This window comes from Monashia sp. NPDC004114, assembly GCF_053603855.1.
Genome location: NZ_JBSGGK010000009.1, coordinates 22,445 through 47,065, shown reverse-complemented (window position 1 = coordinate 47,065; position 24,621 = coordinate 22,445). Strand labels below are relative to the sequence as shown.

The 24,621-nt window shown below is 69.9% G+C and carries 25 protein-coding genes and 1 tRNA gene; 17 read left to right on the top strand and 9 right to left on the bottom strand.

Annotation, left to right across the window (positions count from 1 at the left end; translation table 11 throughout):
- Nucleotides 1-363: 363 nt before the first annotated feature.
- Nucleotides 364-696: a hypothetical protein gene (locus ACWEOW_RS13150; RefSeq protein ID WP_452269653.1), complete on the top strand. Its 333-nt coding sequence runs from the start codon at nt 364-366 to the stop codon at nt 694-696.
- A 320-nt stretch (nt 697-1,016) separates the two neighbouring features.
- Here the strand turns inward: ACWEOW_RS13150 and fahA are convergent, their stop codons facing one another.
- Both fahA and ACWEOW_RS13140 read right to left on the bottom strand, forming a co-directional pair.
- Complete coding sequence (gene fahA / locus ACWEOW_RS13145) at nt 1,017-2,252, bottom strand: fumarylacetoacetase (RefSeq protein WP_452269652.1); 1,236 nt, start codon at nt 2,250-2,252, stop codon at nt 1,017-1,019.
- Nucleotides 2,249-3,106, bottom strand: a complete 858-nt coding sequence (locus ACWEOW_RS13140; protein ID WP_452269651.1) for a hypothetical protein — start codon at nt 3,104-3,106, stop codon at nt 2,249-2,251. Before ACWEOW_RS13140 ends, fahA begins: the two co-directional genes overlap by 4 nt.
- A gap of 78 nt (nt 3,107-3,184) precedes the next feature.
- Between ACWEOW_RS13140 and ACWEOW_RS13135 the strand changes: the two genes are divergently transcribed.
- From ACWEOW_RS13135 to ACWEOW_RS13125, 3 genes are all read left to right on the top strand, one after another.
- Complete coding sequence (locus ACWEOW_RS13135; RefSeq protein WP_452269650.1) at nt 3,185-4,465, top strand: homogentisate 1,2-dioxygenase domain-containing protein; 1,281 nt, start codon at nt 3,185-3,187, stop codon at nt 4,463-4,465.
- A gap of 6 nt (nt 4,466-4,471) precedes the next feature.
- Nucleotides 4,472-5,233 carry an IclR family transcriptional regulator gene (locus ACWEOW_RS13130; protein WP_452269649.1) on the top strand — a complete coding sequence of 254 codons (762 nt, stop codon included), beginning with the start codon at nt 4,472-4,474 and terminating at the stop codon, nt 5,231-5,233.
- 173 nt (nt 5,234-5,406) lie between these two features.
- Complete coding sequence (locus ACWEOW_RS13125; RefSeq protein ID WP_452269648.1) at nt 5,407-6,225, top strand: DUF6299 family protein; 819 nt, start codon at nt 5,407-5,409, stop codon at nt 6,223-6,225.
- Nucleotides 6,226-6,350: 125 nt separating this feature from the next.
- Here the strand turns inward: ACWEOW_RS13125 and ACWEOW_RS13120 are convergent, their stop codons facing one another.
- Both ACWEOW_RS13120 and ACWEOW_RS13115 read right to left on the bottom strand, forming a co-directional pair.
- The gene (locus ACWEOW_RS13120) at nt 6,351-6,944 is read right to left on the bottom strand and encodes an isochorismatase family protein (protein WP_452269647.1); all 594 of its coding nucleotides are present in this window, start codon (nt 6,942-6,944) and stop codon (nt 6,351-6,353) included.
- A gap of 3 nt (nt 6,945-6,947) precedes the next feature.
- Nucleotides 6,948-8,264, bottom strand: coding sequence for a nicotinate phosphoribosyltransferase (locus ACWEOW_RS13115; protein ID WP_452269646.1), 1,317 nt, complete (start codon nt 8,262-8,264; stop codon nt 6,948-6,950).
- 97 nt (nt 8,265-8,361) lie between these two features.
- Here ACWEOW_RS13115 and clpS point away from each other — a divergent pair, with 97 nt between their 5' ends.
- The 6 genes from clpS (at nt 8,362) to ACWEOW_RS13085 (ending at nt 13,275) form a co-directional block, all read left to right on the top strand.
- Complete coding sequence (gene clpS, locus ACWEOW_RS13110) at nt 8,362-8,667, top strand: ATP-dependent Clp protease adapter ClpS (protein ID WP_452269645.1); 306 nt, start codon at nt 8,362-8,364, stop codon at nt 8,665-8,667.
- The gene (locus tag ACWEOW_RS13105; protein WP_452269644.1) at nt 8,667-9,398 is read left to right on the top strand and encodes a DUF2017 domain-containing protein; all 732 of its coding nucleotides are present in this window, start codon (nt 8,667-8,669) and stop codon (nt 9,396-9,398) included. Before clpS ends, ACWEOW_RS13105 begins: the two co-directional genes overlap by 1 nt.
- A 57-nt stretch (nt 9,399-9,455) precedes the next feature.
- On the top strand, nt 9,456-10,223 hold the full coding sequence (locus ACWEOW_RS13100; RefSeq protein WP_452269643.1) for an MBL fold metallo-hydrolase: 768 nt from the start codon (nt 9,456-9,458) through the stop codon (nt 10,221-10,223).
- A gap of 105 nt (nt 10,224-10,328) precedes the next feature.
- On the top strand, nt 10,329-11,081 hold the full coding sequence (gene rph, locus ACWEOW_RS13095) for a ribonuclease PH (RefSeq protein WP_452269642.1): 753 nt from the start codon (nt 10,329-10,331) through the stop codon (nt 11,079-11,081).
- Entirely contained in the window at nt 11,078-11,698 is a 621-nt protein-coding gene (gene rdgB / locus ACWEOW_RS13090; RefSeq protein ID WP_452269641.1) for an RdgB/HAM1 family non-canonical purine NTP pyrophosphatase, read from the top strand. Before rph ends, rdgB begins: the two co-directional genes overlap by 4 nt.
- On the top strand, nt 11,695-13,275 hold the full coding sequence (locus tag ACWEOW_RS13085; protein ID WP_452269640.1) for a molybdopterin-dependent oxidoreductase: 1,581 nt from the start codon (nt 11,695-11,697) through the stop codon (nt 13,273-13,275). Before rdgB ends, ACWEOW_RS13085 begins: the two co-directional genes overlap by 4 nt.
- Here the strand turns inward: ACWEOW_RS13085 and ACWEOW_RS13080 are convergent.
- Complete coding sequence (locus tag ACWEOW_RS13080) at nt 13,262-13,648, bottom strand: RidA family protein (protein ID WP_452269639.1); 387 nt, start codon at nt 13,646-13,648, stop codon at nt 13,262-13,264. The two genes, ACWEOW_RS13085 and ACWEOW_RS13080, sit on opposite strands and share 14 nt — an antisense overlap.
- 83 nt (nt 13,649-13,731) lie before the next feature.
- Here ACWEOW_RS13080 and ACWEOW_RS13075 point away from each other — a divergent pair.
- The 4 genes from ACWEOW_RS13075 (at nt 13,732) to ACWEOW_RS13060 (ending at nt 14,972) form a co-directional block, all read left to right on the top strand.
- A tRNA-Leu gene (locus tag ACWEOW_RS13075) sits at nt 13,732-13,812 on the top strand.
- A gap of 37 nt (nt 13,813-13,849) precedes the next feature.
- Entirely contained in the window at nt 13,850-14,323 is a 474-nt protein-coding gene (gene bcp / locus ACWEOW_RS13070; protein ID WP_452269638.1) for a thioredoxin-dependent thiol peroxidase, read from the top strand.
- Nucleotides 14,324-14,350: 27 nt separating this feature from the next.
- The gene (locus ACWEOW_RS13065; RefSeq protein WP_452269637.1) at nt 14,351-14,605 is read left to right on the top strand and encodes a DUF3618 domain-containing protein; all 255 of its coding nucleotides are present in this window, start codon (nt 14,351-14,353) and stop codon (nt 14,603-14,605) included.
- A 73-nt stretch (nt 14,606-14,678) separates the two neighbouring features.
- Nucleotides 14,679-14,972, top strand: a complete 294-nt coding sequence (locus ACWEOW_RS13060; RefSeq protein ID WP_452269795.1) for a GroES family chaperonin — start codon at nt 14,679-14,681, stop codon at nt 14,970-14,972.
- A gap of 27 nt (nt 14,973-14,999) precedes the next feature.
- On the opposite strand, the gene ACWEOW_RS13055 is transcribed toward ACWEOW_RS13060, so the two are convergent.
- Nucleotides 15,000-15,587 (bottom strand): hypothetical protein, encoded by a 588-nt coding sequence (locus ACWEOW_RS13055; RefSeq protein WP_452269636.1) that lies wholly within the window; start codon nt 15,585-15,587, stop codon nt 15,000-15,002.
- A 247-nt stretch (nt 15,588-15,834) separates the two neighbouring features.
- Between ACWEOW_RS13055 and ACWEOW_RS13050 the strand changes: the two genes are divergently transcribed.
- A complete protein-coding gene (locus ACWEOW_RS13050; protein WP_452269635.1) occupies nt 15,835-17,916 on the top strand; it encodes an MDR family MFS transporter in 2,082 nt (693 codons plus the stop codon).
- 15 nt (nt 17,917-17,931) lie between these two features.
- Here ACWEOW_RS13050 and ACWEOW_RS13045 read toward each other — a convergent pair whose 3' ends face one another.
- From ACWEOW_RS13045 to ACWEOW_RS13035, 3 genes are all read right to left on the bottom strand, one after another.
- On the bottom strand, nt 17,932-19,764 hold the full coding sequence (locus ACWEOW_RS13045; RefSeq protein ID WP_452269634.1) for a sigma factor-like helix-turn-helix DNA-binding protein: 1,833 nt from the start codon (nt 19,762-19,764) through the stop codon (nt 17,932-17,934).
- A gap of 126 nt (nt 19,765-19,890) precedes the next feature.
- Nucleotides 19,891-22,278, bottom strand: a complete 2,388-nt coding sequence (locus ACWEOW_RS13040) for an ATP-binding protein (protein ID WP_452269633.1) — start codon at nt 22,276-22,278, stop codon at nt 19,891-19,893.
- A 74-nt stretch (nt 22,279-22,352) separates the two neighbouring features.
- On the bottom strand, nt 22,353-22,487 hold the full coding sequence (locus ACWEOW_RS13035; protein WP_452269632.1) for a hypothetical protein: 135 nt from the start codon (nt 22,485-22,487) through the stop codon (nt 22,353-22,355).
- 59 nt (nt 22,488-22,546) lie between these two features.
- Here ACWEOW_RS13035 and ACWEOW_RS13030 point away from each other — a divergent pair, with 59 nt between their 5' ends.
- Nucleotides 22,547-23,422, top strand: a complete 876-nt coding sequence (locus tag ACWEOW_RS13030) for a Gfo/Idh/MocA family protein (protein ID WP_452269631.1) — start codon at nt 22,547-22,549, stop codon at nt 23,420-23,422.
- A gap of 183 nt (nt 23,423-23,605) precedes the next feature.
- Nucleotides 23,606-24,610, top strand: coding sequence for a CorA family divalent cation transporter (locus ACWEOW_RS13025; protein WP_452269630.1), 1,005 nt, complete (start codon nt 23,606-23,608; stop codon nt 24,608-24,610).
- Nucleotides 24,611-24,621: the final 11 nt, after the last annotated feature.

The window sequence follows — 24,621 nt, the reverse complement described above, 5'->3', positions numbered from 1 at the left end:
CGCAAGGGAATTCGCCCTTATGTCGACCAGGCCGAGTTCTTCCGCTTCAGGGCACAGGCGTTACAGAAGGCGGGCCTGGCCGATGGCCATCCTGTTCCGGCTGGTGCCGCAGGTGGCCAGATCTGCCATGACGTCTGAGCAGCACAAGCAGGCCCTGATCGAGGGCGGCTCGTCGAGGCAGAGCCAAGTCGACAGCCTGCGACAGGGCTTGCCCGATCACCGGCTGAGGAGGACCGTTACTCGCTTGACTCGGCGAAAGGCTCACGAGGCTGATCCATGAGGGGAAAACATGAGCCAGGTGGGATCGGGCACTCGCGGTAGTGCCGACCGTGAGGAGGCCAAGGTGAGTCGGAAGAAGTCAGCATGAAGACCGACGATGTGAAGACCGACGCGTGGCTCCGGGACCGAGTCCAACGGATGCGTGACTGCTTGGACGAGTCAGGTATGGAGCCGGGCATCGTCGGGATGCTCGACTGCGTGCTGGGGCCGGGGCCGATAGCGTTCGCGACCGCAGGTGACGTCGGGGCATTCCCGCGCTTGGAGGCTGCTTCCACCCAGGTGCACCTGATCTGTGCGACACCAGAGGACGCCACCCGCCTGAGGCAGGCGGCCGTCAAGGGAGAGGTGCTGGTGCGCACCGAAGACGGGCTCGGGATCTCACCAATCGAAGTTCGAGCCGTCGTCGCTGAGGAGTGACGTTTTCGGGCGCGTTTGTCGGACGAGGATGATGCACAATCCGCACGGCTCAAAGCGAATTCGTCTGGTGGACCGGGTCGCGCAACGGGCCCTAGCGTGGTCGCAACACCGATGGCTGCTGGCGGCAGGTCCGGGCCGAGGAGCCCAGCATGCCTGCCTGCCGCCGCTAGCCGCGAGTGCAGCACCTCACCGGCCGCGAGCCCAGCCGCGTTCTGGCATGTCCTGAGATCCACTGCCCGGTCCACGGCGCGGCGCCTGGGCCCCAGGTGCACAGGCGTACTGGTCGGCCCGGTTCGCACCCGTCGTGGAGGTTTGGACGGTCAGGACGCCGGCCGGATCGTGCCAGTCACCTCGCCCAGGCCGATCCGCGCGCCGCCGGGACCGGGGGCCCAGGCGGTCATCGTCACGGTGTCCCCGTCCTCGAGGAAGCCTCGGGTCGACCCGTCCGACAGGGTCAGGGGCTCGGTGCCGTTCCAGGTCAGCTCGAGCAGGCTCCCGCGCGAGTCCTTCTCGGCGCCGCTCACCGTGCCGGAGCCGAAGAGGTCGCCGTTGCGCAGGGATGCGCCGTTGACGGTGAGGTGGGCGAGCATCTGCTCGGGCGACCAGTACATCGTCGAGTACTCCGGCCGCGAGACCACCGTGCCGTTGAGGCTCACCTCGAGGTGGATGTCGATGCCGCGAGCGCGCCCTTCGAGGTAGGGCAGGACCGGCGGATCAGTCTGCCCCGGAAGGGAAACACGGGCCTGCTCGAGAGCGTCGAGCGGGGTGACCCACGCGGAGACGGAGGTTGCGAACGACTTGCCCAGGAAGGGGCCGAGCGGCACGTACTCCCAGGCCTGGATGTCGCGGGCGCTCCAGTCGTTGAGGATGACGAGGCCGAACAGGTGGTCGGGGGCCTCGTCGACGCTGACTCGTGAGCCGAGGGGCGTCGCGCCACCGACGATGTAGCCGAGCTCGGCCTCGATGTCGAGGCGGATGCTCGGGCCGAACACCGGGTCCGGGTCCGTGGGGCCCTTGCGCTGCCCGGTCGGCCGCACGACGTCGGTGCCGGAGACGACCACGGTTCCGCTTCGCCCGTGGTAGCCGATCGGCAGGTGCTTCCAGTTCGGGGGCAGCGCCGCGTTGTCGGGCCGGAAGATCTTGCCCACGTTGGTCGCGTGGCGCTCGCTGGCGTAGAAGTCGACGTAGTCGGCCACCTCGAAAGGCAGATGCAGCTCGACCTCGTGGAGCGGATGCAGGTGCGGCTCGACCCCGATCCGGTGGACCTCGTCGGTGAGGATCTCGGTGAGCCATTGGCGTGCCACCGTCCAGGCGGGCCGGCCCAGTGCGAGGAACGCGTTGAGGCTCGGGGTCAGCCACGCCGTGGCCAGGTCGGGGCCGTCTCCGACGAGGCCCGCGTCACGGCCGATGGCCGCGACGGCGCCGGCGTCGAGCACCAGGTCACCGATCCGCACGCCCACCCGCTTCTCGCTGCCGCCACCGCGGCGACTGAACACGCCGTAGGGCAGGTTGTCGATGCCGAAGAGATGGTCGGCGGGGATGTCGAGCCAGGTCACGCTTTCGCTCCCGGGGTCAGCAGGCCGAGTGCCTCGAGCTCGGTCAGGGGGTCGAGGACTCCACAACAGCCGTATGCCGTGAAGCTGCGCCGGACCCTTTCGGCGTCGTCGGCGTGGATCGCGGACACGGCGGAGGCGACGATCTCGGTGTCGCGGCGGGCCAGGATGCTGGCCAGCTCTGGGGCTTCGGCACCGTCGAGGCCGTGCTGGGTCGCGATGAGGACGTTGAGCAGCCCGTGCATCGGCTTGCCGGAGTGGTCGCCGCGCACGGCGTGGTGCAGGCCGCCGGTGAGCTTGAACGGCAGGCCCCGCAGGATCACGTCGTCGAGGAACGCGGCGAGCGCCTGCTCGTCCGGCCAGGGCCACGCCGGCGTCTCTCCGGTGCGGAACTTGGCCACCACGTCCTGCTCGTCGTCGACGGCTTCGGCGATGTCGTCGAGCGCGGCGTCCCGGCTGGTCCCGACGCCGACCTCGACGACGAGCGGTAGCTCGGTCGGCAGGGCCCGCCGCCACTCGCTGCTCCAGCCGAGCTCTGCCTGCGTGACCAGGACCCTCGGCTCGTCGCGGAGCAGCTCGACCGCGTCGAGCAGCGGGTCGATCGGGCTGTCGGGCCGGACGACCAGACCGACCTCGAGCGGCTCGCGGGCCGCTCGGTCGTCGCGTGCCGCGTGCTCTGCGAGCTCACCGGCGGCTGTGGCCGGCACGAGTAGCGGGCCGATGTGGGCGGCATACGGTCCCGAGCGGCGGTCGAGATGCTCGCGGACGGCGACGTCGACCGGCGCGAGTCCGGGTGGGAAGACGGCGGCGTCGTCGACGAGCCGGTCGAACAGCGGCGCGAACGGCGTCCTTGACATGACCGGGAGCGTACTCCACTGTTGCATTAGTGATACACGTCCGTCCGATAATCGGACGCGCGAGGAAGGGCTCGGCACATGGCGCACTACAACGCGGTCGGCAGCATCCCGCCCAAGCGGCATACCCAGCACCGCCGACCCGGCAGAGGCAAGGCGCCCGGCGAGCTCTACTACGAGGAGCTGATGGGGGAGGAGGGCTTCTCCTCCGACTCGTCGCTGCTCTACCACCGCAACATCCCGTCTACGACTGTGGGCGCGGCCGTCTGGGAGCTGCCCGACCAGTCCACGACTCCGAACCATCCCCTGACGCCCCGCCACCTCAAGCTGCACGACCTGTTCGACGCCAAGGCGATCCGGCGCACCGACGTCGTGACCGGCCGGCGTCTCGTCCTCGGCAACGGCGACGTCCGGATCTCCTACGCGGTGGCCGCTGAGCCAAGTCCCTGGTACCGCAACGGGATCGGCGACGAGTGTGTCTACGTCGAGCGCGGACGGGCACGCGTGGAGACGGTGTTCGGCTCGTTCGAGGTCGGCGAGGGCGACTACGTCATCATCCCGAGGGCGACGACGCACCGGTGGCTGCCGCGACGCTCGACGAAGGACCCGCTGCGCACCTACTGCATCGAGGCCAACAGCCATATCGCACCGCCGAAGCGGTACCTGTCCAAGTACGGCCAGCTCCTCGAGCACGCCCCCTACTGCGAGCGCGACCTGCGTCAGCCCGAGGGGCCACTGGTCGCGGAGGACATCGGTGCCCGTCCCGACGAGGAGACCGAGGTGTACATCAAGCATCGCGGGAACGGTCCGGGCGGGGTCGTCGGGACCGTCCACACCCTCCCGTTCCACCCGCTCGACGTCGTCGGCTGGGACGGCTGCCTCTACCCGTACGTCTTCAACGTCCGCGACTTCGAGCCGATCACCGGCCGGATCCACCAGCCACCGCCGGTCCACCAGGTCTTCGAGGGCTGGAACTTCGTCGTGTGCAACTTCGTGCCGCGCAAGGTCGACTACCACCCGCTCGCCATCCCGGTGCCCTACTACCACTCGAACGTCGACAGCGACGAGATCATGTTCTACGTCGACGGTGACTACGAGGCACGCAAGGGCTCGGGCATCGGCAAGGGCTCGATCTCGGTGCACCCCGGTGGCCATGCCCACGGTCCCCAGCCCGGCGCCACCGAGGGGTCGCTCGGGGTCGAGCGCTTCGACGAGCTGGCGGTCATGGTCGACACCTTCCGGCCGCTCGAGCTCGGCGAGGCGGGCCTCGCCGTGGACGACGGTCTCTACGCGATGTCGTGGTCCAAGGGGATGTCGCGGGTGAGCGCCGAGCCCGGCCGCGGCGTCCACTCCGAGGGCTGAACCGGGGTGGTCGCCCCGGCATCGCGCCGATCGGGCTCGACGAGCGCGGCGCGCCAAGCGAGCACATCGAGCACATCCGGCACATCCGGGCCTGGGCGGCCCGAGGCGTCACAGACGCTCGACCGTGGGATCCGCGTGCTCGAGCTGCTGGCCCGTCCCGGGTATGCCGCTGGGTCGACGATCACCGAGCTGGCTGGCCTTCTCGGCGTGGGCCGTCCGGTCGTCTACCGTCTCGTGGCGACGCTCGAGGAGCACCATCTCGTCTCTCGCGACGCGGACGGAAAGGTCCGGCTCGCGCTCGGCATCAGCCGGCTGGCAGCCGCCGTGACGCCCATCGTGCGCAACGAGGCCCGCCCGGTGCTGCGCGAGCTGGCGGACGCCGTCGGTGCCACCGCCCACCTGACCATCGCCGAGGGCGACGAGGCCCTGGCACTCGTCGTCGTCGAGCCGTCGTGGACCGACCTGCACGTCGCCTACCGGTCCGGAGCACGGCACCGCCTCGACCAGGGTGCGGCCGGACGCGCGATCCTCGCGGGCCGCGCCGGCCGGTCCGGTGTCGTCGCGACCGACAGCGAGCTCCAGGCAGGCGCCCACGGGCTCGCCGTCCCCGTCGTGGCGACCTCCGGCCAGCCGGTCGGGCCCGGTGAGCGGCCCGCGTCGGCGGTGGAGGCCTCGGTCGGCGTCGTGTCCCTCGAGCCGCTCGACGCGCGCACCGTCGGCCCACGGCTGCAGCGCGCCGCCCGTGCACTGCGATCCGTCCTGCGCTGAACGAGCCCCCGCCTCGAGCGTCCTGCGCGTGCGACCTGCAGCGTGCGACCTGCAGCGTGCGACCTTAAAGGTTTGGTCAGGGTTTCGCTCCCGTGGCAACCGTTTGGCCTCGAGCGGTGTCCTAAGCATGCAGGCGTTCAACGACGAGCGCCCAGATCGGCAGGGGATACACCATGAGGGGAAGACACATTTTCGTCGCGGCTGTCACGGCCGCAATGCTCGTCCCGGCGGCGGCGACCACGGCCTTGGCCGCACCGCCCGGCAACGACACACCGTCGGGGGCGGTCGCCATCACCAGCGTCCCGACGACGAAGAGCCAGTCCACGACCGAGGCGACGACGGATGCACTCGACGCCAGCCTCAACGCCAACTGCGGAGCCCCCGTCACGAACGGCAGTGTCTGGTTCACCTACACCGACACGACCGGAGCAGGCCTCGTCGTCGACGTCAGTGGCTCGGACTTCTCTGCCGGAGCCATGATCGTGCAGGGCGACCCGACGAACGGTGGGGAGCTCGTGGCCTGCGGTCCCGGCGTCACCGCAACCGTCGGTGGGCCCGCCGGCACGACCTACTACGTCATGGCGTTCTCCGACACGCCCGGCGTCGTCGGCGGCAACCTCGTCGCGACGTTCGACAAGGCTCCGCCGTCGCCCACGGCCGCGCTGACCGTGTCATCGCGCGCGTCGGCATACAAGGACGGCAGCATGCTGCTGTCTGGCACCTACTCGTGCACCAACGCCGACTTCTTCAGCGACCTCTCGGGGCAGGTCGTGCAGCGGGTCGGCCGGGTCAAGATCACCGGGTTCTTCGACCTCTTCGGCCTCGAGTGCGACGGATCCACGCACCCGTGGCAGGCCCTTGTCACCAGCGAGAACGGGCTCTTCGCGGGTGGCAAGGCGGCGAACGTCAGCGTCGTCTTCGCCTGCGGCCTGATCGAGTGCACCGAACAGTTCGTCGAGCAGAAGGTCCAGGTCAGCCGCAACGGGAAGTGACGTCGCGGTCGCTCACACGAGCGACGGGCAGGCGCGCCGCGATCAGGGGGTCGCGGTGCGCCTGGCCCGGGCGGCCGCGACCGCGACCGCCCACCGGCGACCACGGGTCAGCCGGCCGCGGCGGCTCAGCCGGCCACGACGGGGGAGCCGAGCAGGTGCACTCCGGCCTCGCGCAGCTGCGACAGTGCATCGTCGGTCGTGGCCCGTGCGACTCCGGCGGTGAGGTCGAGCAGGACTGTCGTGTCGAAGCCCTCGCGCTTCGCGTCGAGCGCGGTCGCGCGGACGCAGTGGTCCGTGGCGATGCCGACGACGTCGACGCGGGACACGTGTCGCTCGCGGAGCCAGGTCGCGAGGCTCGCTCGTTCGGCGTCGTCGCTGGTCCCCTCGAACCCGCTGTATGCAGCCGCGTGCTCACCCTTGCGGAAGACCGCCTCGACGTGGCCGAGAGCGCCGGCCAGGCGTGGGTGGAACTGGGCTCCGTCGCTGTCCGCGACGCAGTGCGCCGGCCAGGTGTCGACGAAGTCGGGCGTCGGGCTGAAGTGCGGTCCCGGGTCGATGTGCCAGTCGGCGGTCGCGACGACGTGGTCGTAGTCGGCCGCGTGCCGGCTGACGTGCTCGGTCACCTCGCGGGCGATGTCGGCGCCACCGGCCACGGCGAGCGAGCCGCCTTCACAGAAGTCGTTCTGGACGTCGACGATGATGAGCGCGCGTTCGCCCATGGCTCAGTCCTCCTCCTCGTAGATGGTCGGGATGACAGGCTCGCCACGGGACAGCTGGGCGGCGGCCCGGGGCAGCTCGCCACGCGAGACGGCGTGACGGTCGCGGGCGGCGTGGATGTCGGGTCGCTCGACGAGATCGCCGTTGCGGACGAGCTCGACCATGAGCGGACGGTCGTTGTCGTCGCCTGCTGGCCGGTCGCCGATCCCGATGACCTCGGCCTGAGCGACCCCGGAGTCGCTGAGCCGTCGCATCGCCCACTTGCGCCCGCCGACGGACATCTTGTCCTTGCTCTTCTTGGCCACGCCCTGCATGGCGCCGGTCGCGTCCTCGCGCTGGACCAGCTTGTAGACCATCGACGCCGTGGGTGCACCCGAGCCGGTGACGAGGGCGGTGCCCACGCCGTAGCCGCTGACCGGGCTCGCCGCGAGTGCCGCGATGGCGAACTCGTCGAGGTCGGAGGTGACGATGATCCGGGTGTCGCGGTTGCCGGCAGCATCGAGCTGGGCGCGCACCTCGCGGGCCTGGATCAGCAGGTCGCCGGAGTCGAGCCGGACCGCGCCGAGCTCGGGGCCGGCGATCTCGATCGCCAGGTCGACCGCGGTCTTGACGTCGTAGGTGTCCACGAGCAGCGTCGTCCCGCGACCGAGTGAGTCGACCTGGGCGGTGAACGCCTGCTTCTCGGAGTCGTAGAGCAGGGTGAACGCGTGTGCCGCGGTGCCCGTGGTCGGCACACCGTAGGCACGCCCCGCCTCGAGGTTGCTGGTCGCGTCGAAGCCACCGATGTATGCCGCCCGGGCAGCCGCGACGGCTGCGTCCTCGTGGGTGCGGCGTGAGCCCATCTCGATGCAGGGCCGTCCGCCCGCGGCGGTCGTCATCCGGGAGGCCGCCGATGCGATCGCCGTGTCGTGGTTGAGGACCGACAGCACGAGGGTCTCGAGCACGACCCCCTCGGCGAAGCTCGACTCCACGACGAGCACTGGTGACTGGGGGAAGTAGCACTCGCCTTCGGCGTAGCCGCTGATGGTCCCGGAGAACCGGTACCGCTCGAGCCAGTCCACGGTGGGGCGGTCGACGACGTGGTTGTCGGCGAGGAACCGCAGCTCGTCGTCGCCGAACCGGAAGCTCTCGAGCGACTCGAGCAGGCGCCCGGTGCCGGCGAGCACGCCGTACCGCCGCCCGTCCGGGAGCCGGCGCGCGAAGGCCTCGAAGACGCACCGGCGGCCGGCCTCGCCCGAGGCGAGCGCGGCCTGGACCATGGTCAGCTCGTAGTGGTCGGTCAGCAGCGCCGTGCTCGCGGCGCGGGGGCTCGTCGGGCTCACGTCCCAAAGCCTATGCATGCACGGTCGGCTCGGCGCGGAGGCGAGGTCAGCCATCACACGGGGGTCCGTTGTGATGCACCCCCATTAGGGTTGGCCTGTGACGTCATCCACCCTGTCGCTCGCTCCCGTCGAGCAGAAGGAGGTCGCGACCGAGGAGGTCGTGGCCCCTGCCCTGCCGTGGGTCACGATCGTCTGGAACGACCCGGTGAACCTCATGACGTACGTGACGTGGGTCTTCGAGACCTACTTCGGCTACGCCCGTGCCAAGGCCGAGAAGCTCATGCTGGATGTTCACACCAAGGGTCGCGCCGTCGTGTCGAACGGCCCGCGCGAGTCGATGGAGCGCGACGCCGAGGCCTTGCAGGGGTTCGGCCTGTGGGCGACGTTCGAGAAGGACGAGTGATGGCTCGAGCCTTCTTGCACGAGGACGGCCGCTACGTGGCGATACTCGACGACACCGAGCGCACGGTGCTGTACGGGCTCATGCAGCAGACGCGCATGCTGCTCTCGCCGGAGGTCGAGTCGACGGGCGACGTCTTCGACGATCTCGCCGCGTCGATCGGCGTCTCCCTCGACCCGGAAGCGGCTGTGGCACAAGCCGATCCGGATGTCATTGGGATGCGCGACCCGGCACTCGACCGGCTCCTGCCCGACGCCCACCGCGGCGACGACACGATCGCCGCGGAGTTCCGCAGGCTCACCGAGGAGGGGCTGCGACAGCGCAAGAGCGGCAACCTCGACGTGGCTCTTGCCCGCCTGTCGGCGTCGACCAAGGACCGTGTCGAGCTCGACCCCGACCAGGCCCCGTCGTTCCTCATGGCGCTCACCGACGTCCGGCTGCTGCTCGGCGAGCGCATGGGGATGCGCACCGAGGAGGACGCCGAGGCGCTGCACCGGGCCATGGAGGTCATCGACGACGACGACCCGCTGGGCTATGCCATGGCCTGGTACGACTTCCTCACCTGGCTGCAGGAGACCCTGACGCACGCGCTCATGGGCACCGACCTGTCCGACGTCGGGGCGACGTTCGCCGACGACGACGAGTGGGACGACCTGACCGACGACCTGACGGACGACGGGGTGGACGGCGGCCTGGACGATGATGGCCGCCGGGGCGGCGACACGCGCATGTGACACACGAGACGCTCAGGTCCGCAGTGGGCGGGGCGTGAGCCACCTAGGCTTCACTCCGTGGATGTCACGATCGTCGGCTGCTCCGGCTCCTTCGCCGGGCCCGACTCACCTGCGTCGAGCTACCTCGTGCGCGCCGAGCACGAAGGCCGCACGTGGAGCATCCTGCTCGACCTCGGCAGCGGAGCGCTCGGCTCGCTTCAACGGCATATCAAGCCCTATGCCTTGGACGCGGTGCTGCTCAGCCATCTGCACGTCGACCACTGCATCGACATGTGCGGCCTGTACGTGATGATGAAGTACGTCCCGGGAGGGCCGGGCCGCGACACGATTCCCACCTGGGGGCCTTCGGGCACGGGGGTCCACCTCGCTCGCGCCTACGGCAGCTCCGACGGCGAGGATGTGCTCGGGGTGTTCGACTTCCACGAACTGCGCGATCGCGAGCCGATCCGCGTCGGGCCGTTCACGGTGACCCCGGTGCGCGTCAAACACCCCGTGGAGGCGTACGGCTTCCGGGTCGAGTGCGACGGCCGGGTGCTGGTCTACACCGGCGACACCGACGACTGCGACGCCCTGTCCGACCTCATGGCAGGAGCGGACCTCGTCCTGGCCGACGCTGCCTTCATCGACGGGCGCGACCACGCCCGGGGCGTGCACCTGTCCGGTCGACGTGCGGCCGAGGCCGCGGTCCGCGCCGGCGGCGTCAAGCGCCTCATGCTGACCCACCTGCCGGCGTGGAACGACCCAGACGTGTGTCTGGCCCAGGCGGCCCAGGTGTGGCCGGGCGAGGTGGAGCTGGCCGAGGCCGGAGACACCCACCGGCTCTGACCGCCCGGCTGCCGCCCCCGTTACGGCCTGCTTACAAGTTGCCTGGTCGCGGGTGTCCTGGGCGCGGTTCCGACTTAGCGTGAAGCCATGGCTAGCCTCTTGGGCATGACCACTCGACATGACGGACGTGCCCCCGACGAGACGCGCGAGGTGCGCATCACGCGCAACTGGCTCGACCATGCGGAGGGAAGCGTGCTCGTCGAGTTCGGTCGAACGCGCGTGCTGTGCGCGGCCTCCTTCACCGAAGGCGTCCCGAGGTGGCTCAAGGGCAAGGGCACCGGGTGGGTCACGGCGGAGTACGCCATGCTGCCCCGGGCGACCAACACGCGGTCCGACCGCGAGAGCGTCAAGGGCCGGATCGGCGGGCGCACCCACGAGATCTCGCGGCTCATCGGCCGGAGCCTGCGAGCCGTCATCGACACCAAGGCCCTCGGCGAGAACACCATCGTGCTCGACTGCGACGTGCTGCAGGCCGACGGCGGCACGCGGACGGCTGCCGTCACGGGCGCCTGGGTGGCCCTCGCCGACGCGATCGAGGACGCCCGCGCCAAGGGGCTCATCGGCAAGGACGCCCAGCCCCTGACCGGCTCGGTGGCCGCGGTGTCGGTTGGTCTGGTCAGTGGTCGTCCGGTCCTCGACCTGGACTACCCGGAGGACTCCACCGCCGAGACCGACATGAACGTCGTCATGACCGGTGACGGCCGTTTCGTCGAGGTGCAGGGCACTGCCGAGCGGGACCCGTTCGACCGAGCGCTGCTGGGTCAGCTGCTCGACCTCGCGACGAAGGGGTGTGCCGACCTCACAGCCCGCCAGCAGGCGGCCCGGGCCGAGCGTCTCGACGGGGGGTCCGTCGCGTGACCAAGGTCGTGCTCGCCACCCGAAACGCCCACAAGGTCGAGGAGCTTCGGGCGATCCTGTCCGATGTGTGCACCGACTTCGATCTCGACATCGTCGGGCTCGACGAGTTCCCGGACTCGCCTGATGTGGTCGAGGACGGAGTGACGTTCGAGCAGAACGCGATCCTCAAGGCCTCCGCGGCAGCCCGGTCCACGGGCCTGCCCGCTCTCGCCGACGACTCCGGTCTGGCTGTCGACGTGCTCGGTGGGTCGCCCGGCATCTTCAGCGCCCGCTGGTCGGGTGGTGGTGGCGACCGCGCCAACCTCGAGCTGCTGCTCAAGCAGCTCGACGACGTCCGCGACGAGCATCGCGCTGCGGCCTTCGTCTGCGCCGCCGCGCTGGTGCTCCCTGACGGACGGTCCGCAGCAGAGCTCGGCCGGTTTCCCGGCACCGTGGGCCGGGAGGCCCGTGGCACAGGCGGATTCGGCTATGACCCGATCTTCGTCCCGGCTGACCAGCCTGACGGCAACGGTCGCACGCTCGCGGAGTACGACGCTGCCGAGAAGAACAATGTCTCGCACCGCGCCCTTGCCTTCCGTGCGCTCGTGCCACATCTGAAGGAGCATCTGAGGCCATGACCACAACCAGTCCGGTCACCCGTCCCGAGACCGCCCCGGCGGCACGAGCGCCCGTCTGGTGGGGCGCCATCGACGGAATCGTGGCGGGGCTGCTCACCGTCGGCCTGGCGACGCTGGTCGCCGCGGTCTTCACCCGCCTCGGCTGGTCCTCAGGGCAGCCGGCGCCGATCGCGGCAGTCAGCGAGGCGTTCATCGACCGGACTCCGCCGTGGCTCAAGAACTTTGCCGTGTCGACGTTCGGCACCAACGACAAGCGAGCCCTGCTCGTCGGCGTCGTCGTGGTGCTCACCCTGGTCTGCGCCGGCATCGGGGTCCTCGCACGTCGTCGCCTGAGCCTCGCCCTCGCGGCGTTCGTCGTGCTCGGCGTGGTCGGCGTCGGGGCGGTGCTGTCCAGACCCGGATCGGGACCGGTCGACATCCTGCCCACCGTCGTCGGCACTGTCGCAGGCCTGTGGTTCCTGAGTCGAAGGGCGTCCAGCGCGGGGACGGACGGAGCGGGCGACGCGAGCGCGCCACCCTCCGCCCCGACCCGGCGCTGGCTGCTCGGGGGAGCGGCCGGGGTGGTGACGGCATACCTCGGCACCTTCATCACCGGCGACTCGGCCGCGGCCACCTCCTCGCGCGACGCGCTGAAGAACGTGCCCGTCAAGGCCACGGGCGTCCCGATCCCCGAAGGTGCTGACCTCAAGATCCCGGGGCTGACGCCCTACGTCGTGCCCAACGCCGACTTCTACCGGATCGACACCGCGATCGTTGTACCCCGCGTCGACGCGAGCACCTGGAGCCTCAAGGTGACCGGCATGGTCGACCGTGAGGTCGTCATCGACTGGAAGACGTTGCAGGGCAAGCCGATGAAGGATGCCCTGATCACGTTGACGTGCGTCTCCAACGAGGTCGGCGGTGACCTCGCGGGCAACGCGGTCTGGACGGGGTGGCCGGTGCGCGAGCTGCTCGCCATGGCGGGCCCCAAGCCCGGAGCCGACATGGTGCTTCAGACGAGCGTCGACGGCTTCACCGTTTCGACGCCGCTCGGCGCACTGACCGACGACCGCAACGCGCTGCTCGCCATCCGTATGAACGGCGAGCCCCTTCCCTTCGAGCACGGCTTCCCTGTGCGGGTCGTCGTGCCGGGGCTCTACGGCTACGTGTCCGCGTGCAAGTGGGTGACCGAGCTCAAGGTGACGACGTATGCCGCCGACGTCGCCTACTGGACGCCGCGCGGGTGGTCGCCGATGGGTCCCATCAAGACCGCCTCGCGGATCGACGTGCCCCAGGCGGGTGCGACCGTCAAGGCCGGCACCGTCGCGGTCGCGGGAGTCGCGTGGGCACAGCACCGCGGCATCTCGAAGGTCGAGGTGCAGGTCGACGAGCAGCCTTGGACCGCAGCACGACTCGCGGCTGACGCGAGCATCGACACGTGGCGGCAGTGGGTCTACGAGTGGGACGCGACCCCCGGGGACCACGACATCCGGGTTCGTGCCTACGACGGGAAGGGCGAGGTGCAGTCGCCCCTCGAGGCGCCGCCCGCGCCGGATGGCGCGACCGGCATCCATGTCGTCAACGTCAGGGTCGACTGACGACCGCGTCCGCCTCGATCTCGACGAGCAGGTCAGGGTCGATCAGCGCGCCCACCTGGACCATCGTGGCCGCCGGCCGGATGTCGGCGAACACCTCGCCGTGCGCGCGGCCGACGGCCTCCCAGTCGGACATGTGGGTGACGAAGATCCGCGTGCGCACGACGTCGGCGAGGTCGGCACCGCACTCTGCGAGCGAGGCCGCGATGATCTCGAGCGCGACTCGGGCCTGGGTGTACGGGTCGCCGCGACCGATGACGTCGCCGTCGCGCACCGCCGTCGTGCCCGCGACATGGACGGTGTCGCCGACCCGGACGGCCCGGGAGTAGCCGACGGCCGCTTCCCACGCGCTGCCTGAGTCGACGTTCTGGCGCATCCCACGAGGGTAGCCGTAGGCGCTCGGCCTCACCCCTGCTCCTGGTGGGCGACGCGCCAACTACAGTGGGGGCGCACCGGTTGGCGGACGTGGTGGAACTGGTAGACACGCAGGATTTAGGTTCCTGTGCCTCAGGTGTGCGGGTTCGAGTCCCGCCGTCCGCACGAACGAGACCATCCGTCGACGACGAAGGAGCATGCCGTGAGCGCCCGCCTCGAGCCCGGGGACAAGGCCCCCGACTTCAGCCTGCCGGACGACACCGGCGCGACCGTGAGCCTGTCGGACTTCGCCGGGCGCAAGGTCATCGTGTACTTCTACCCGGCGGCGATGACGCCCGGCTGCACGACGCAGGCCTGCGACTTCAGCGAGTCGCTCGACTCCCTCAAGCGCGACGGTTACGACGTGGTCGGCATCTCCAAGGATGCGCCGGCCAAGCTCGCGAAGTTCCGTGAGCGCGACCATCTCACGCTTCTCCTGCTGTCGGACCAGGACCTCGCGGTGCACCAGGCCTATGGCGCCTACGGCGAGAAGAAGCTCTACGGCAAGACGGTCGAGGGCGTGCTTCGCTCGACGTTCGTCGTCGACGAGGACGGCACGCTGAGCCACGCCTTCTACAACGTCAAGGCGACCGGCCACGTGTCGAAGCTCCGCCGCGACCTCGGAATCGCCGACTAGAGTCGGACCAAGCCGATAGGAGGGCAGATGACCGACACCGCGCGCATCGAGCAGGACATCCAGACCGCCCGGGCACGTCTCCAGGGCACCGTCAACGAGCTGGCGTACCGCAGCCAGCCTCAGGTCATCGCGCAGCGCCAGGCCCAGTCGCTGAAGCTCAAGCTGGACGCGGCCACCCACACCGAGGACGGCGAGCTGCGCGTCGAGCGGGTCGTGGCTGTGGTCGCCGCGGCGGTTGCCGTGGTGGTCGTCGTCGGGCTGTTGCGCCGGCTGCGCCGCTGATCGGGACGAGGTCGAACACCCTGTGACCAAAGGCAGTTCCGGTGGGTCGACGGCCGCCAAGCTCCCCATCCGCATGCTTCACGACCGGGTGCTCGTCTCGGTCGAGTCCGAGGGGGAGCGGCGTTCGGGCGGAGGCATCCTCATCCCGGCGACGGCGTCGGTCGGCAAGCGCCTCGCGTGGGCCGAGGTGGTCGCCACGGGCGCCAACGTGCGCCAGGTCCAGCTCGGCGACCGGGTCCTCTTCGACCCCGAGGACCGTGCCGAGGTCGAGCTCCACGGCCAGGACTACATCCTGCTCCGCGAGCGCGACCTCCACGCCGTCGCAGCCCAGCGGATGGAGGACGGCCAGACCGGCCTCTACCTCTGAGGTGCCCCTTCGACGGGCTGCTTCGGTCTATGCCGCCGCGTCCCGGACGGCGGAGTCCCATCGCCAGCTCGTGCGGCGAGGGTGGTCAGCCAGCGTGGTGCGACCGGTGCACCAGAGCAGGACGGCCGAAGGGTCGCCGACCGGTGCCTCGGGAAAGAGCCGAGCCACCACGGCGGCACTGACCTCGCCCGGCGGCGCCCAGCCGAGGCCGAGACCACGAGCGATGTCGTAGGTGTGGACCAGCGTCTCGGTGATCCCCATGGCCGCGAAGCCGTCCGGGTCCGACATGCCGTAGGGATGCCAGGCCCGTGACGTCGCCGGCGCCGCGGTGACGGCGAGGCGAAGGAGCTCGCCACACATCGCGATGCACCGGACGAGCTGCCGCGGTGTGGCCGCAGGGTCGACGGCCGCCTCGACGGGCAGGTAGGTCTCCCGGGGCTGAGCGACGACCTGCGAGGCGTACGAGAAGAGATCGTCGGCGATGTGCGCGGCGGTATGCCGGCAGGTCCACTCGAGGTCGCCCGCGGTGACGCTCCAGTCCCTGTCGAGAACGGGATCCAGCGCGCGCTGCGACGCGGTCGTCGCGGTCGTGATCAGGTCGGCCAGCAGGCTCATGCGGTCCCCTTCGAGGCGTGGGCGGAGTGCGCCCAGTCTCGTGGATGATCCGGACGATGCCCGACCGGAAAGCGCTGGCAATCGGCCGCCCTACTATGTTGTCGAGTGTCTCCTGCAGTGTCGTGGGTATCGGCCTCCCGAGCCCGCGGTGGGGATGCAGGCACAGGGCAGTAGAGGAGCAGCACGCAGACCCTCGCCTCTCGACCAGGGTGTGCCGTGGTGCAGGCCAACTCTCTGGAGGGCGGTAGTGGACGCGCAGGAAACAGCCGCTACGGCGGGACTGAGGACGCAGCAACCCGAGCCTGAGGCGGAGCCGCTCGACCGGCGCCGGATGAACCTCGTGTTCATCACGATCATGACCGGGCTGCTGCTCGCGGCACTCGACCAGACCATCGTCTCGACGGCCCTGCCGACGATCGTGGGCGATCTCGGGGGAGCGGACCACCTGTCGTGGGTCGTCACGTCGTACATGCTCGCCGACACGATCGCCACGGTGCTCGCCGGCAAGTTCGGCGACCAGTTCGGTCGCAAGCTCATGTTCCAGGGCTCGGCCGCGCTGTTCGTCGTGTCCTCAGCCCTGTGCGGTTTCTCCGCGTCGATGACGTGGCTGATCTCCTGGCGTGCGGTGCAGGGCTTCGCCGCGGGGATCCTCATGGTCACCGCGACCGCCGTGATCGCCGACATCATCCCCCTGCGTGAACGGGGCAAGTACCAGGGCGCGCTGGGCGCGGTCTTCGGGGTGACGACGGTCATCGGCCCCTTGCTGGGCGGCCTGTTCACCGACCACCTGTCGTGGCGGTGGGCCTTCTACATCAACCTCCCGGTCGGGATCGCCGTGATCCTGCTCGCCGCGGTAACCATGCCCTCGATCCGCGCGAAGGGCCGGGTCGTCATCGACTACCTCGGGATCGTCTTCGTCTCGCTCGGCGCGGCCGGCCTGACGCTTGCTCTGTCCTGGGGTGGGACGCAGTACCCGTGGGCCTCGGCGACGATCATCCTCATGATCATCGGCTCGGTGATCTCGCTGGGCATCTTCGTGCTCGTCGAGCGCCGGGCCGCCGAGCCGATCCTGCCGCCGCGGCTGTTCCTCTCGCCCGTGTTCACCATCTGCGTGGTGCTGTCCTTCATCGTCGGCTTCGCGATGCTCGGCTCGATGACCTTCCTGCCCACGTATCTGCAGTACGTCAAGGGCTCCTCGGCGACCGAGTCCGGCCTGCAGACCCTGCCGATGGTGGTCGGGCTCCTCGTCATGTCCATCACGTCCGGCACGATCGTGGGCAGGACCGGGCGCTACAAGATCTTCCCGGTGGTCGGCTCGGTGGTCATGGCGCTGGGCCTGTTCCTGCTGTCCCGGGCCGACGCGTCGACGCCGTATGCCCAGCTCGCGCTCGGAATGTTCGTGCTGGGCTTGGGGATCGGCTCATGTATGCAGGTGCTGACCATCGTCGTCCAGAGCACGGTGGCCTTCGAGGACCTGGGGGTGGCGACCTCAGGCGTGACGTTCTTCAGGACGCTGGGCAGCTCGTTCGGTGCTGCCGTCTTCGGCACGGTGTACGCGAACGTGCTCAGCAACCAGCTGCCCGCCGCAGTCGCTGCCTCGCCCGGTGTGAACCCGCAGGCGATCTCCACACCCGAAGCGCTGCACGCCTACCCACCCGAGCAGATCGCTCCCATCGTCGACGCCTACGCCCATGCGATCCACGTCGTGTTCCTCGCCGCGGTCCCGGTCCCGCTCGTGGCGTTCGTCCTCGCGCTCTTCCTCAAGGAGGTGCCGCTGCGAGGAACGGCCCGCAGCACGGCAACGGACGTCGGCGAAGGCTTCGCCATGCCCGAAGCGGCCGACGCGCGGCTGCAGCTGCAGCTCGTCATCGCCCGGCTGGTGCGCCGAAAGGGGCCCGCGGCGATGACGGCGGTCCGGGAGAGCTCCGGGTCGGCGCTCGACAGCTCGGACGGCTGGGTCGTCGGGCAGGTCTACCTGCGCACACGCCTGGGCCACACCGCAAGCCTCGAGGACATCAGCCGCCGCCATCTGGTGCCCAACACGGTGCTGCAGCCTGCCGTCGACACCGCCACCGGTCATGGCTACATCGAGGGGCCCAGCGACCGCCTCTCGCTCACGGCAGCCGGCGAGGCCGAGATGGGCAAGCTCGTCGACGCCGTCTACGCCTGGCTCTCCGACGAGCTCGGCGACTGGGGCGTCGCCGACGCGGACCTCCGCGACGCCCTGGGCGACCTGGCCGAACGCTTCGTGCAGCAGGAGACCGAACCAGGGTCTCATCTGCTGATGCCCCTGGTGGGAGCCGTACCGCAAGGCGGCGGCCGCACCTGAGGGCGGCCGCGCCGGTCACTGGTGGGGGTAGGCGGGCCCGAGCGACGGCATGCTGAGATCGAGGGCGCTGGTCACCTTGTAGAAGCCTCCACTCTCCGGGTCCCAGGCGAGCAGGTCCTCCCCGCGGGCAGCGCTCGACATGAACAGCACATAGCGCCCGCTGGGGTCCCAGCCGACCACTTCGGCCCAGAACCTCTGCGTGAGCAGCGCTGCGTGGACGACCGGCCGAGACGCACCGTGGGAGGTGTCCACGACCACGAGCTTCGGCAGGTCGACCGTCTTCGGGTTGTCGCCGGCCGGGGCGCGGCCTGTGGTGAACGCGAGCAGGCTGCCGGAGACCACCGGTTGGTGAGCCAGCCCGGTGTCCAACGGAATGCGGGTCGGCGGCCCGAGCCAGCTCGCGTCCAGCGTGATCGAGGTGGCAGGTCCTCCGACCTGGGACCGAAGGAGCAGGCTGGCGTGGCTGTCGGTGTCCCCGGCTACGGTCCAGCGACTAGCCGACGCACCCGGGGCCCGGGTCACGACGCCCGTGTCCGGATGGACGAGCCACGTGGTGGATGCCGAACGCACGACGATGGTGTCGGGGTCGGTGGCCGACCACCCGGCATCCGCTATCGCATTGTCGGGCACCGCAACTCGGCTCACCCGCCTGGTGCTCAGGTCGAAGACGACGACCTCGCGATGCTGCGCGAACACGATCCGGCTCCCGCTGGCCGAGACCGCCTGTGGTCCGGCCAGGAAGGTGAAGGTGTCGGGTTCGCGCGGGAATCGTAGATCGATCGTGTCCAGCACGACGGTGTCCTCGCCACCGATCAGCACCGGCTGGTAGGTGCCTTCGTCCGGAGGACGGAAGTCGGGGATCTCGAACCCGACGGCGGCAGGGATGGTCAGCGGCCTGCCCGGCGCCAGGTCCGACAGGTCGGTGCGCGGCGAGGGCGACTGCGCGGGGAGGCCGATCGAGAGCTGGGGCAGGCTGGCGATGTCGGCTCCAGGGCCGACGACGTACTCGACGCCGCCTGGCGCCGGAAGCCAGCCACCGGGCGGCATCCACGCCGACGGTGCCGAGGCGGGAGGCGCCGGGAGTGTCAACAGGGGCACCGTGCCGCTGCTGGGAGCCTCGGCAACAGGAGTCTGCGACGGCCCTCGGGCCGGCTGGTCCTGCCCAGAGACCACCCAGGACGTCCCGCCGCCGGCGAGCAGGGCCACGAGGACGGCTGCCGCGATGAGCCTTCGCCGTCGTCGCGACCGCGATCGTCGGCGATCCGCCCCGCTCCAGGCGCGCTCGGCGCAGTCGACCTCGTCCACGTCGGCGGCGATCTCCTCGAGCAGCTGCCCAAGTCGGTGGAGGCTCACGCCATCGCCTTCGGTGACCGCGAGGGAGGGGACGAGCTCTCGGATCCCGTTCAGGGCGTCGTGGGTCTGGATCTTCACCGTTCCCATGGAGACGCCCAGCGTGTGGGCGGTCTCCGCCTCGCTGCGGTCCTCGAAGAACCGGAGCACGAGGACGGCTCGATGGCGTGGGTTCAGCTGGCCGAGCGCGCGTTCGAGGCCTACCCGGGTCGCGACAGCGGCGTCTCCGGGGGGCCGCGGGAGCACGGGATCGGGGATCGGCTGCCGGAGACGGCTCCATCGCCGGGACGGCACGGCGTCCCGGTACAGCGCCGTGCGCACGAACTCGTCCGGGTGCTCGTCGCGGATCATGTCCCAGCGCAGCGCCAGCTTCTCGAGGGCGTCCTGGACCAGGTCCTCCGCGCTCTGCTGGTCACCGCGCAGCAGGTATGCCGCCCGGAGCAGCTGGTGCTGCCGGGCCCGCACGTAGATGGCGAAGTCTCGGTCGACCTCACGCATCGTCCATCGTCCCACCACCCATCGACGCCTCGCGGCGACCTGGCACGGCAGGGTTTGGAGATTCGTCGTTGCCCTGACGACAACGAACCTCCACACGCCGGCTCAGGGGGCCGTGCGCTGCAGCCGTCACGTGCGTTCGTCGGACGGAAGTGCCTGGTCTGACCCAGCCCGTTGCACGTACCAGCTGGCGATCTTGGCGCGGGATGTGGCGTCGAGCTTGGTCAGGATGTTGCGGATGTGGCCGTGGACGGTGCGTTCGGAGATGACGAGCCGCTCGGCGATCTCGCGGTTGCTCAGGCCGTCGGCGACGAGCCCGGCGATATCGGCCTCACGGGCGGTGAGCGGGGAGAACGCCGAGGGGTCCTGCTTCGTGACATGCGCGGCTGCCTCGACGGCGAAGGCAACCACGGTGGGCGAGTCCATGGCCAGGCCGCGCGCGAACGCGGCGTCGTAGGCCCCGGGCCCGGCGGCGGTCGTGGCCTGGGTTACGGCGGTGGTCCGGATTGCGAGGAATGGCGCGGCAACGGCAGGCATGTTGATGAGCCGCCAGTGAGTCTTGGTGGCGCCGAGCAGGGTTGCTGCGGCGATGCCGCGTCCCAGCGCTGACTCCGTCCAGCCGAGCGCCTCGAGACCCATGGCTGTCTGGAACTTGTCCTGCAGCTCGGACGCGATCCGTAGGGCCTGCAGCTGGTGCCTCTCGGCAGTGGCCAGCTGTCCGGTTCTGAAGGCGGTCAGACCGAGGACCCAGTGACTGGTGCACCTCATGTACTTCTCACCCAGCGCCTCACTGAGTGCGAGCGATTCCGAGCACAGTCGCGTGGCTTCGACGTGGTCGCCCTGCAGCGCACGGATCAGCCCGACGACATATCTCGTCTGGAGATAGCTGTGTCCCCCGGCGTGACCTGTCCGCTGTAGCTCGGCGGCGGCGGTCGTGAGCTGCTCGACAGCATCGTCCATCCGGCCGTCGTACAGCGAGACGAGCGCAGAGGCGATCATTGCGTCGCTGGGTGCGTAGCAGTCCGGCGTCCACCTGTCGGCCGCGTGGGTGTGCACGCGGGACTCCTCCGTGGAGACTGCCAAGTCGGTGTCGACAAGGGCCAGGCACTCGGCGAGCCGGGCGCGAGCGTACTCAAAGTCCAGCTGGGGTGCGGCAAACCAAGCTGCCAGGGCAGCGGCCCGCCCGCGCTCTGACGGGCTTCCGGACGGCTGGGCCAGGGCCAGATCCAGCCAGTGCCGGGCCTCGTTGAAGCGGCCCCCGCAGTTCCAGTACGGCTCGAGGTTGCGGCAGATCCGAAGCGCGGCCGGCGAGGTGCCCGGATCGGCCACGGCGTGCTCGAGGGCAGCACGCACGTTGGCGTGTTCGCGCCGTAGCCGAGCTAGCCAGAGGGTCTGGTCGGGGCCGGACCAGTGCGACCACATGTCGGTCGTGAGCTCCTCGAACCAGGCCAGGTGAGCGTCCCGGGACGGGGCCAGCTCGCCGGCATTCTCGGCCTGGCGAGCCCCGTACTGGCGCACTGGCTCCAGCATTCGGTACCGACCGGGATGGTCGGGGTCGGGCGAGATCACCGACTTGTCCGAGAGCGACAGCAGCTGCGCCAGCACGCTTTCGGCCACCAGGTCGCCCGCGGCGCAGACGGACTCGGCGGCTTCGATGTCGAACCCACCGACGAACACACTCAGGCGGCGCCACACCACCTGCTCGTCCGGGGGACAGAGCCGGTAGCTCCACTCCACCGACGCCGCCATCGACCGATGCCGCGCAGGGGCATCGACGAACCCGCCCCTCAGCAGCCGCAGCTCGTGCACCCTGCGCACCATGACCTGCGGTGCCGCGACACGGACTCTGGCCGCCGCGAGCTCGACCGCCAGCGGGATCCCGTCCAAAACCCCGACCAGCTCAGCCACCGCGGCCGCATTCTCCGGGACCAGCCGAAACGAGGCCGAGGCCGCACGGGCGCGGTCCACGAACAGCGCCACCGCATCCACACCCGCCAGATCCTCGGGCGACACTCCGGACCCGCCGGCAGTGTCTGTCGGTGGAAGATCCATCGGCGGAACGTCGTACACGGCCTCGCCTGCGACACCCAACGGCATGCGGCTCGTGGCCAGAACCGTCACACCCGGACATGCCCGCACGACCTGGGAGACCAGCGGCGCCACGTGGTCGACGAGGTGCTCGCAGTTGTCGAGGCACAGCAACACCCTCCGATCGCGGAGGAAGTCGGTCAGGACCGCCGGATCCCACCCTGAGCCGGGCACCTGCAGACCGAACACTCCGGCGACGGTATGCCCCAGGAGAGCCGCGTCGGTCAGGTCAGCCAGGGCCACCAGATAAGCGCCGTCGGCGAACTCGGTACCGATCTGCTCAGTCACGCGTGCCGCAAGGCGCGTCTTACCGACGCCGCCGAAACCGGCCAGCGTGACCAAGCGGTTGACCGCGATCACGTCACGCAGTTCCCCGAGCTCCCGCTCCCGGCCGACGAACCGGGTTCCGAAAGACGGACTTTCAACCACGAGTCTCACGCTAACTCAAAGCAAATGGCCGTTTGCTGGCAAACTACGCAATCAACGGTGGATGGGGCCTGTGTTCATGACTCCGCCGCGTGAGTGTGCAAACGCCCGGGGTCGATGCAGGCCCCCTCGCCGCCCGACTTGAGGTCGCCGTCGTATGGCGCGGTCACGACGAGGGCGACGGCCGCGGCGATGGTGCGCATCCTGCTCACGTTCTCCTTCTCGAGGGTGGGACTGCCTTGCGGGACCCCTCGCGGCGTAGTGTGCGCGCATGCGGTTTGGTCTCGTGGGTACCGGTCCGTGGGCGACGATGACACACGGCCCAGGGCTGGTCGCCGCGAGCGGTGTCGACCTCGTGGGCGTGTGGGGACGCAGCCCGCACAAATGCCGGGTCCTGGCCGATAGCTTGGGCACCGCTGTCTTCGAGGACTACGACGAGCTGCTCGCGGCTGTGGATGCGGTGGCGTTCGCCGTCCCGCCGGTTGTGCAGGCTGAGATGGCGCTGGTGGCGGCGCGTGCCGGGAAGCACCTGTTGCTGGACAAACCCGTGGCCATGGACGCCGAGAGCGCGCGTCGACTTCGCGACGCCGCCCTCGAAGCCGGCGTCGCCACGCTGGTCTTCTTCACCGACCGGTTCGTCGGGGTGTCGCTGGCCTGGTTCGACCAGGTCGCCGCGCAGCGCGGGTGGCGCGGCGCCTGGCTCCGATGGTTCAGCGCGCTGCAGGATCCCGGCAACCCGTTCGGCTCGTCGCCGTGGCGCCAGGAGCGCGGTGCGCTCTGGGACATCGGCCCGCACGCCATCTCGACCTTGAGCGCCTGCCTCGGGCCGATCCGGTCTGTGACCGCGGCCAAGGGCGCGGGGGATCTGGTCAACCTCGCGTTCCAGCACGAGTCCGGTGCACTGAGCACCGCGACTCTGACCCAGTTCGCGCCGTCCGATGCGGTCGGGTTCGAGGCAGCCGTCTGGGGCGAGGCCGGACTGTCGTTCATGCCGCCGCGACCCGACGATACGTACGTCGACGCGTACCGCACCGCCGTCGGCCAGCTCGTCGCCGCTGCGGCCGGCGAGCCGCACGAGCTGGACATCGTCTTCGGCACCCGGGTGGTCGAGCTCATCGCCGGAGCCGAGGCCCAGCTGGACACCTGACCTCTGCGGGCGCAGTCGTCCGACGATGCCCGGGGAGAACGCTTTCCGGGGCTCTCACTTGCTCCAGGGGACGGTCGTGGCCCACTGGTGATCCCGGGGCGTCCGCGTCCAAACCTCTGTGAGCTGCACTCGATACCCTGCGAACACTGGTCACACTGAGCGTCAAGAGCCACAGGAGGCGCCATGATCATCGACTGTGCCCTGTACCGAGACGGGCGTCGCCAGCACGTCGACACCCTGACCTTGGAGCAGGCGGCCGCGTTGCACCAGGACGGCAGCGAGGGGTTCGCCTGGCTGGGGACCCTTGAGCCCGATCCCGAAGAGCTGCTCCACATCCGCGACAGCTTCGGCCTGCACGAGCTCGCGGTGGAGGATGTCCAGAGCTTCCACCTGCGACCCAAGGTCGAGCAGTACGACGAGGGGGTCGAGCTCGTCATCTTCCGCACCGCCCGCTACGACGACGCGCGCGAAGAGGTGGACTTCGGCGAGATCAGCGTCTTCATCGCGCCGACGTTCGTCATCACCGTTCGACAGGGGCCCGCGAGCGAGCTGCACTCGGCCCGCACCAAGCTCGAGCACCATCCTGACCTGCTGACCATCGGCACCCCGGCGGTGCTCTGGGCCGTCCTCGACCAGGTCATCAAGAGCTACGGACCGGTGGTCGCCGAGCTCGAGCGCGATATCGAGCAGGTCGAGAGCACCGTCTTCGCCGGTGAGGCCGCACCGACCGAGCGGATCTACTTCCTGCGGCGCGAGGTGACCGACTTCTACCGCGCCGTCCACCCGCTCCTGACGGTCCTCACGACGATCGAGAAGTCGCACCGGGAAGGCCCCCTGGCACCGTACTTCCACGACGTGCACGACTACCTGCTGCTCATCAACGAGGAGGTTGCGGCTCAGCGCGACCTGCTGGCCACCATCCTCGAGGCGAACATGGCGGTGATCTCCGTCGAGCAGACGCAGCTCAGCGTTCACCAGGGGCGGACGATGGAGCGCCTGACGATCCTGGCCACCGTGTTCCTGCCGCTGACCTTCGTCACCGGGTTCTTCGGACAGAACTTCCAGTGGCTCGTCGACAACATGAGCGGGTTCGGGCACTTCCTCGTGCTCGGGATCGGCCTCCAGATCGTGCCCCTGATCCTGCTCTGGTGGTTCATGCTCCGGCGCGACCGCGACCGTTCCACCTGACTGACGGCGCG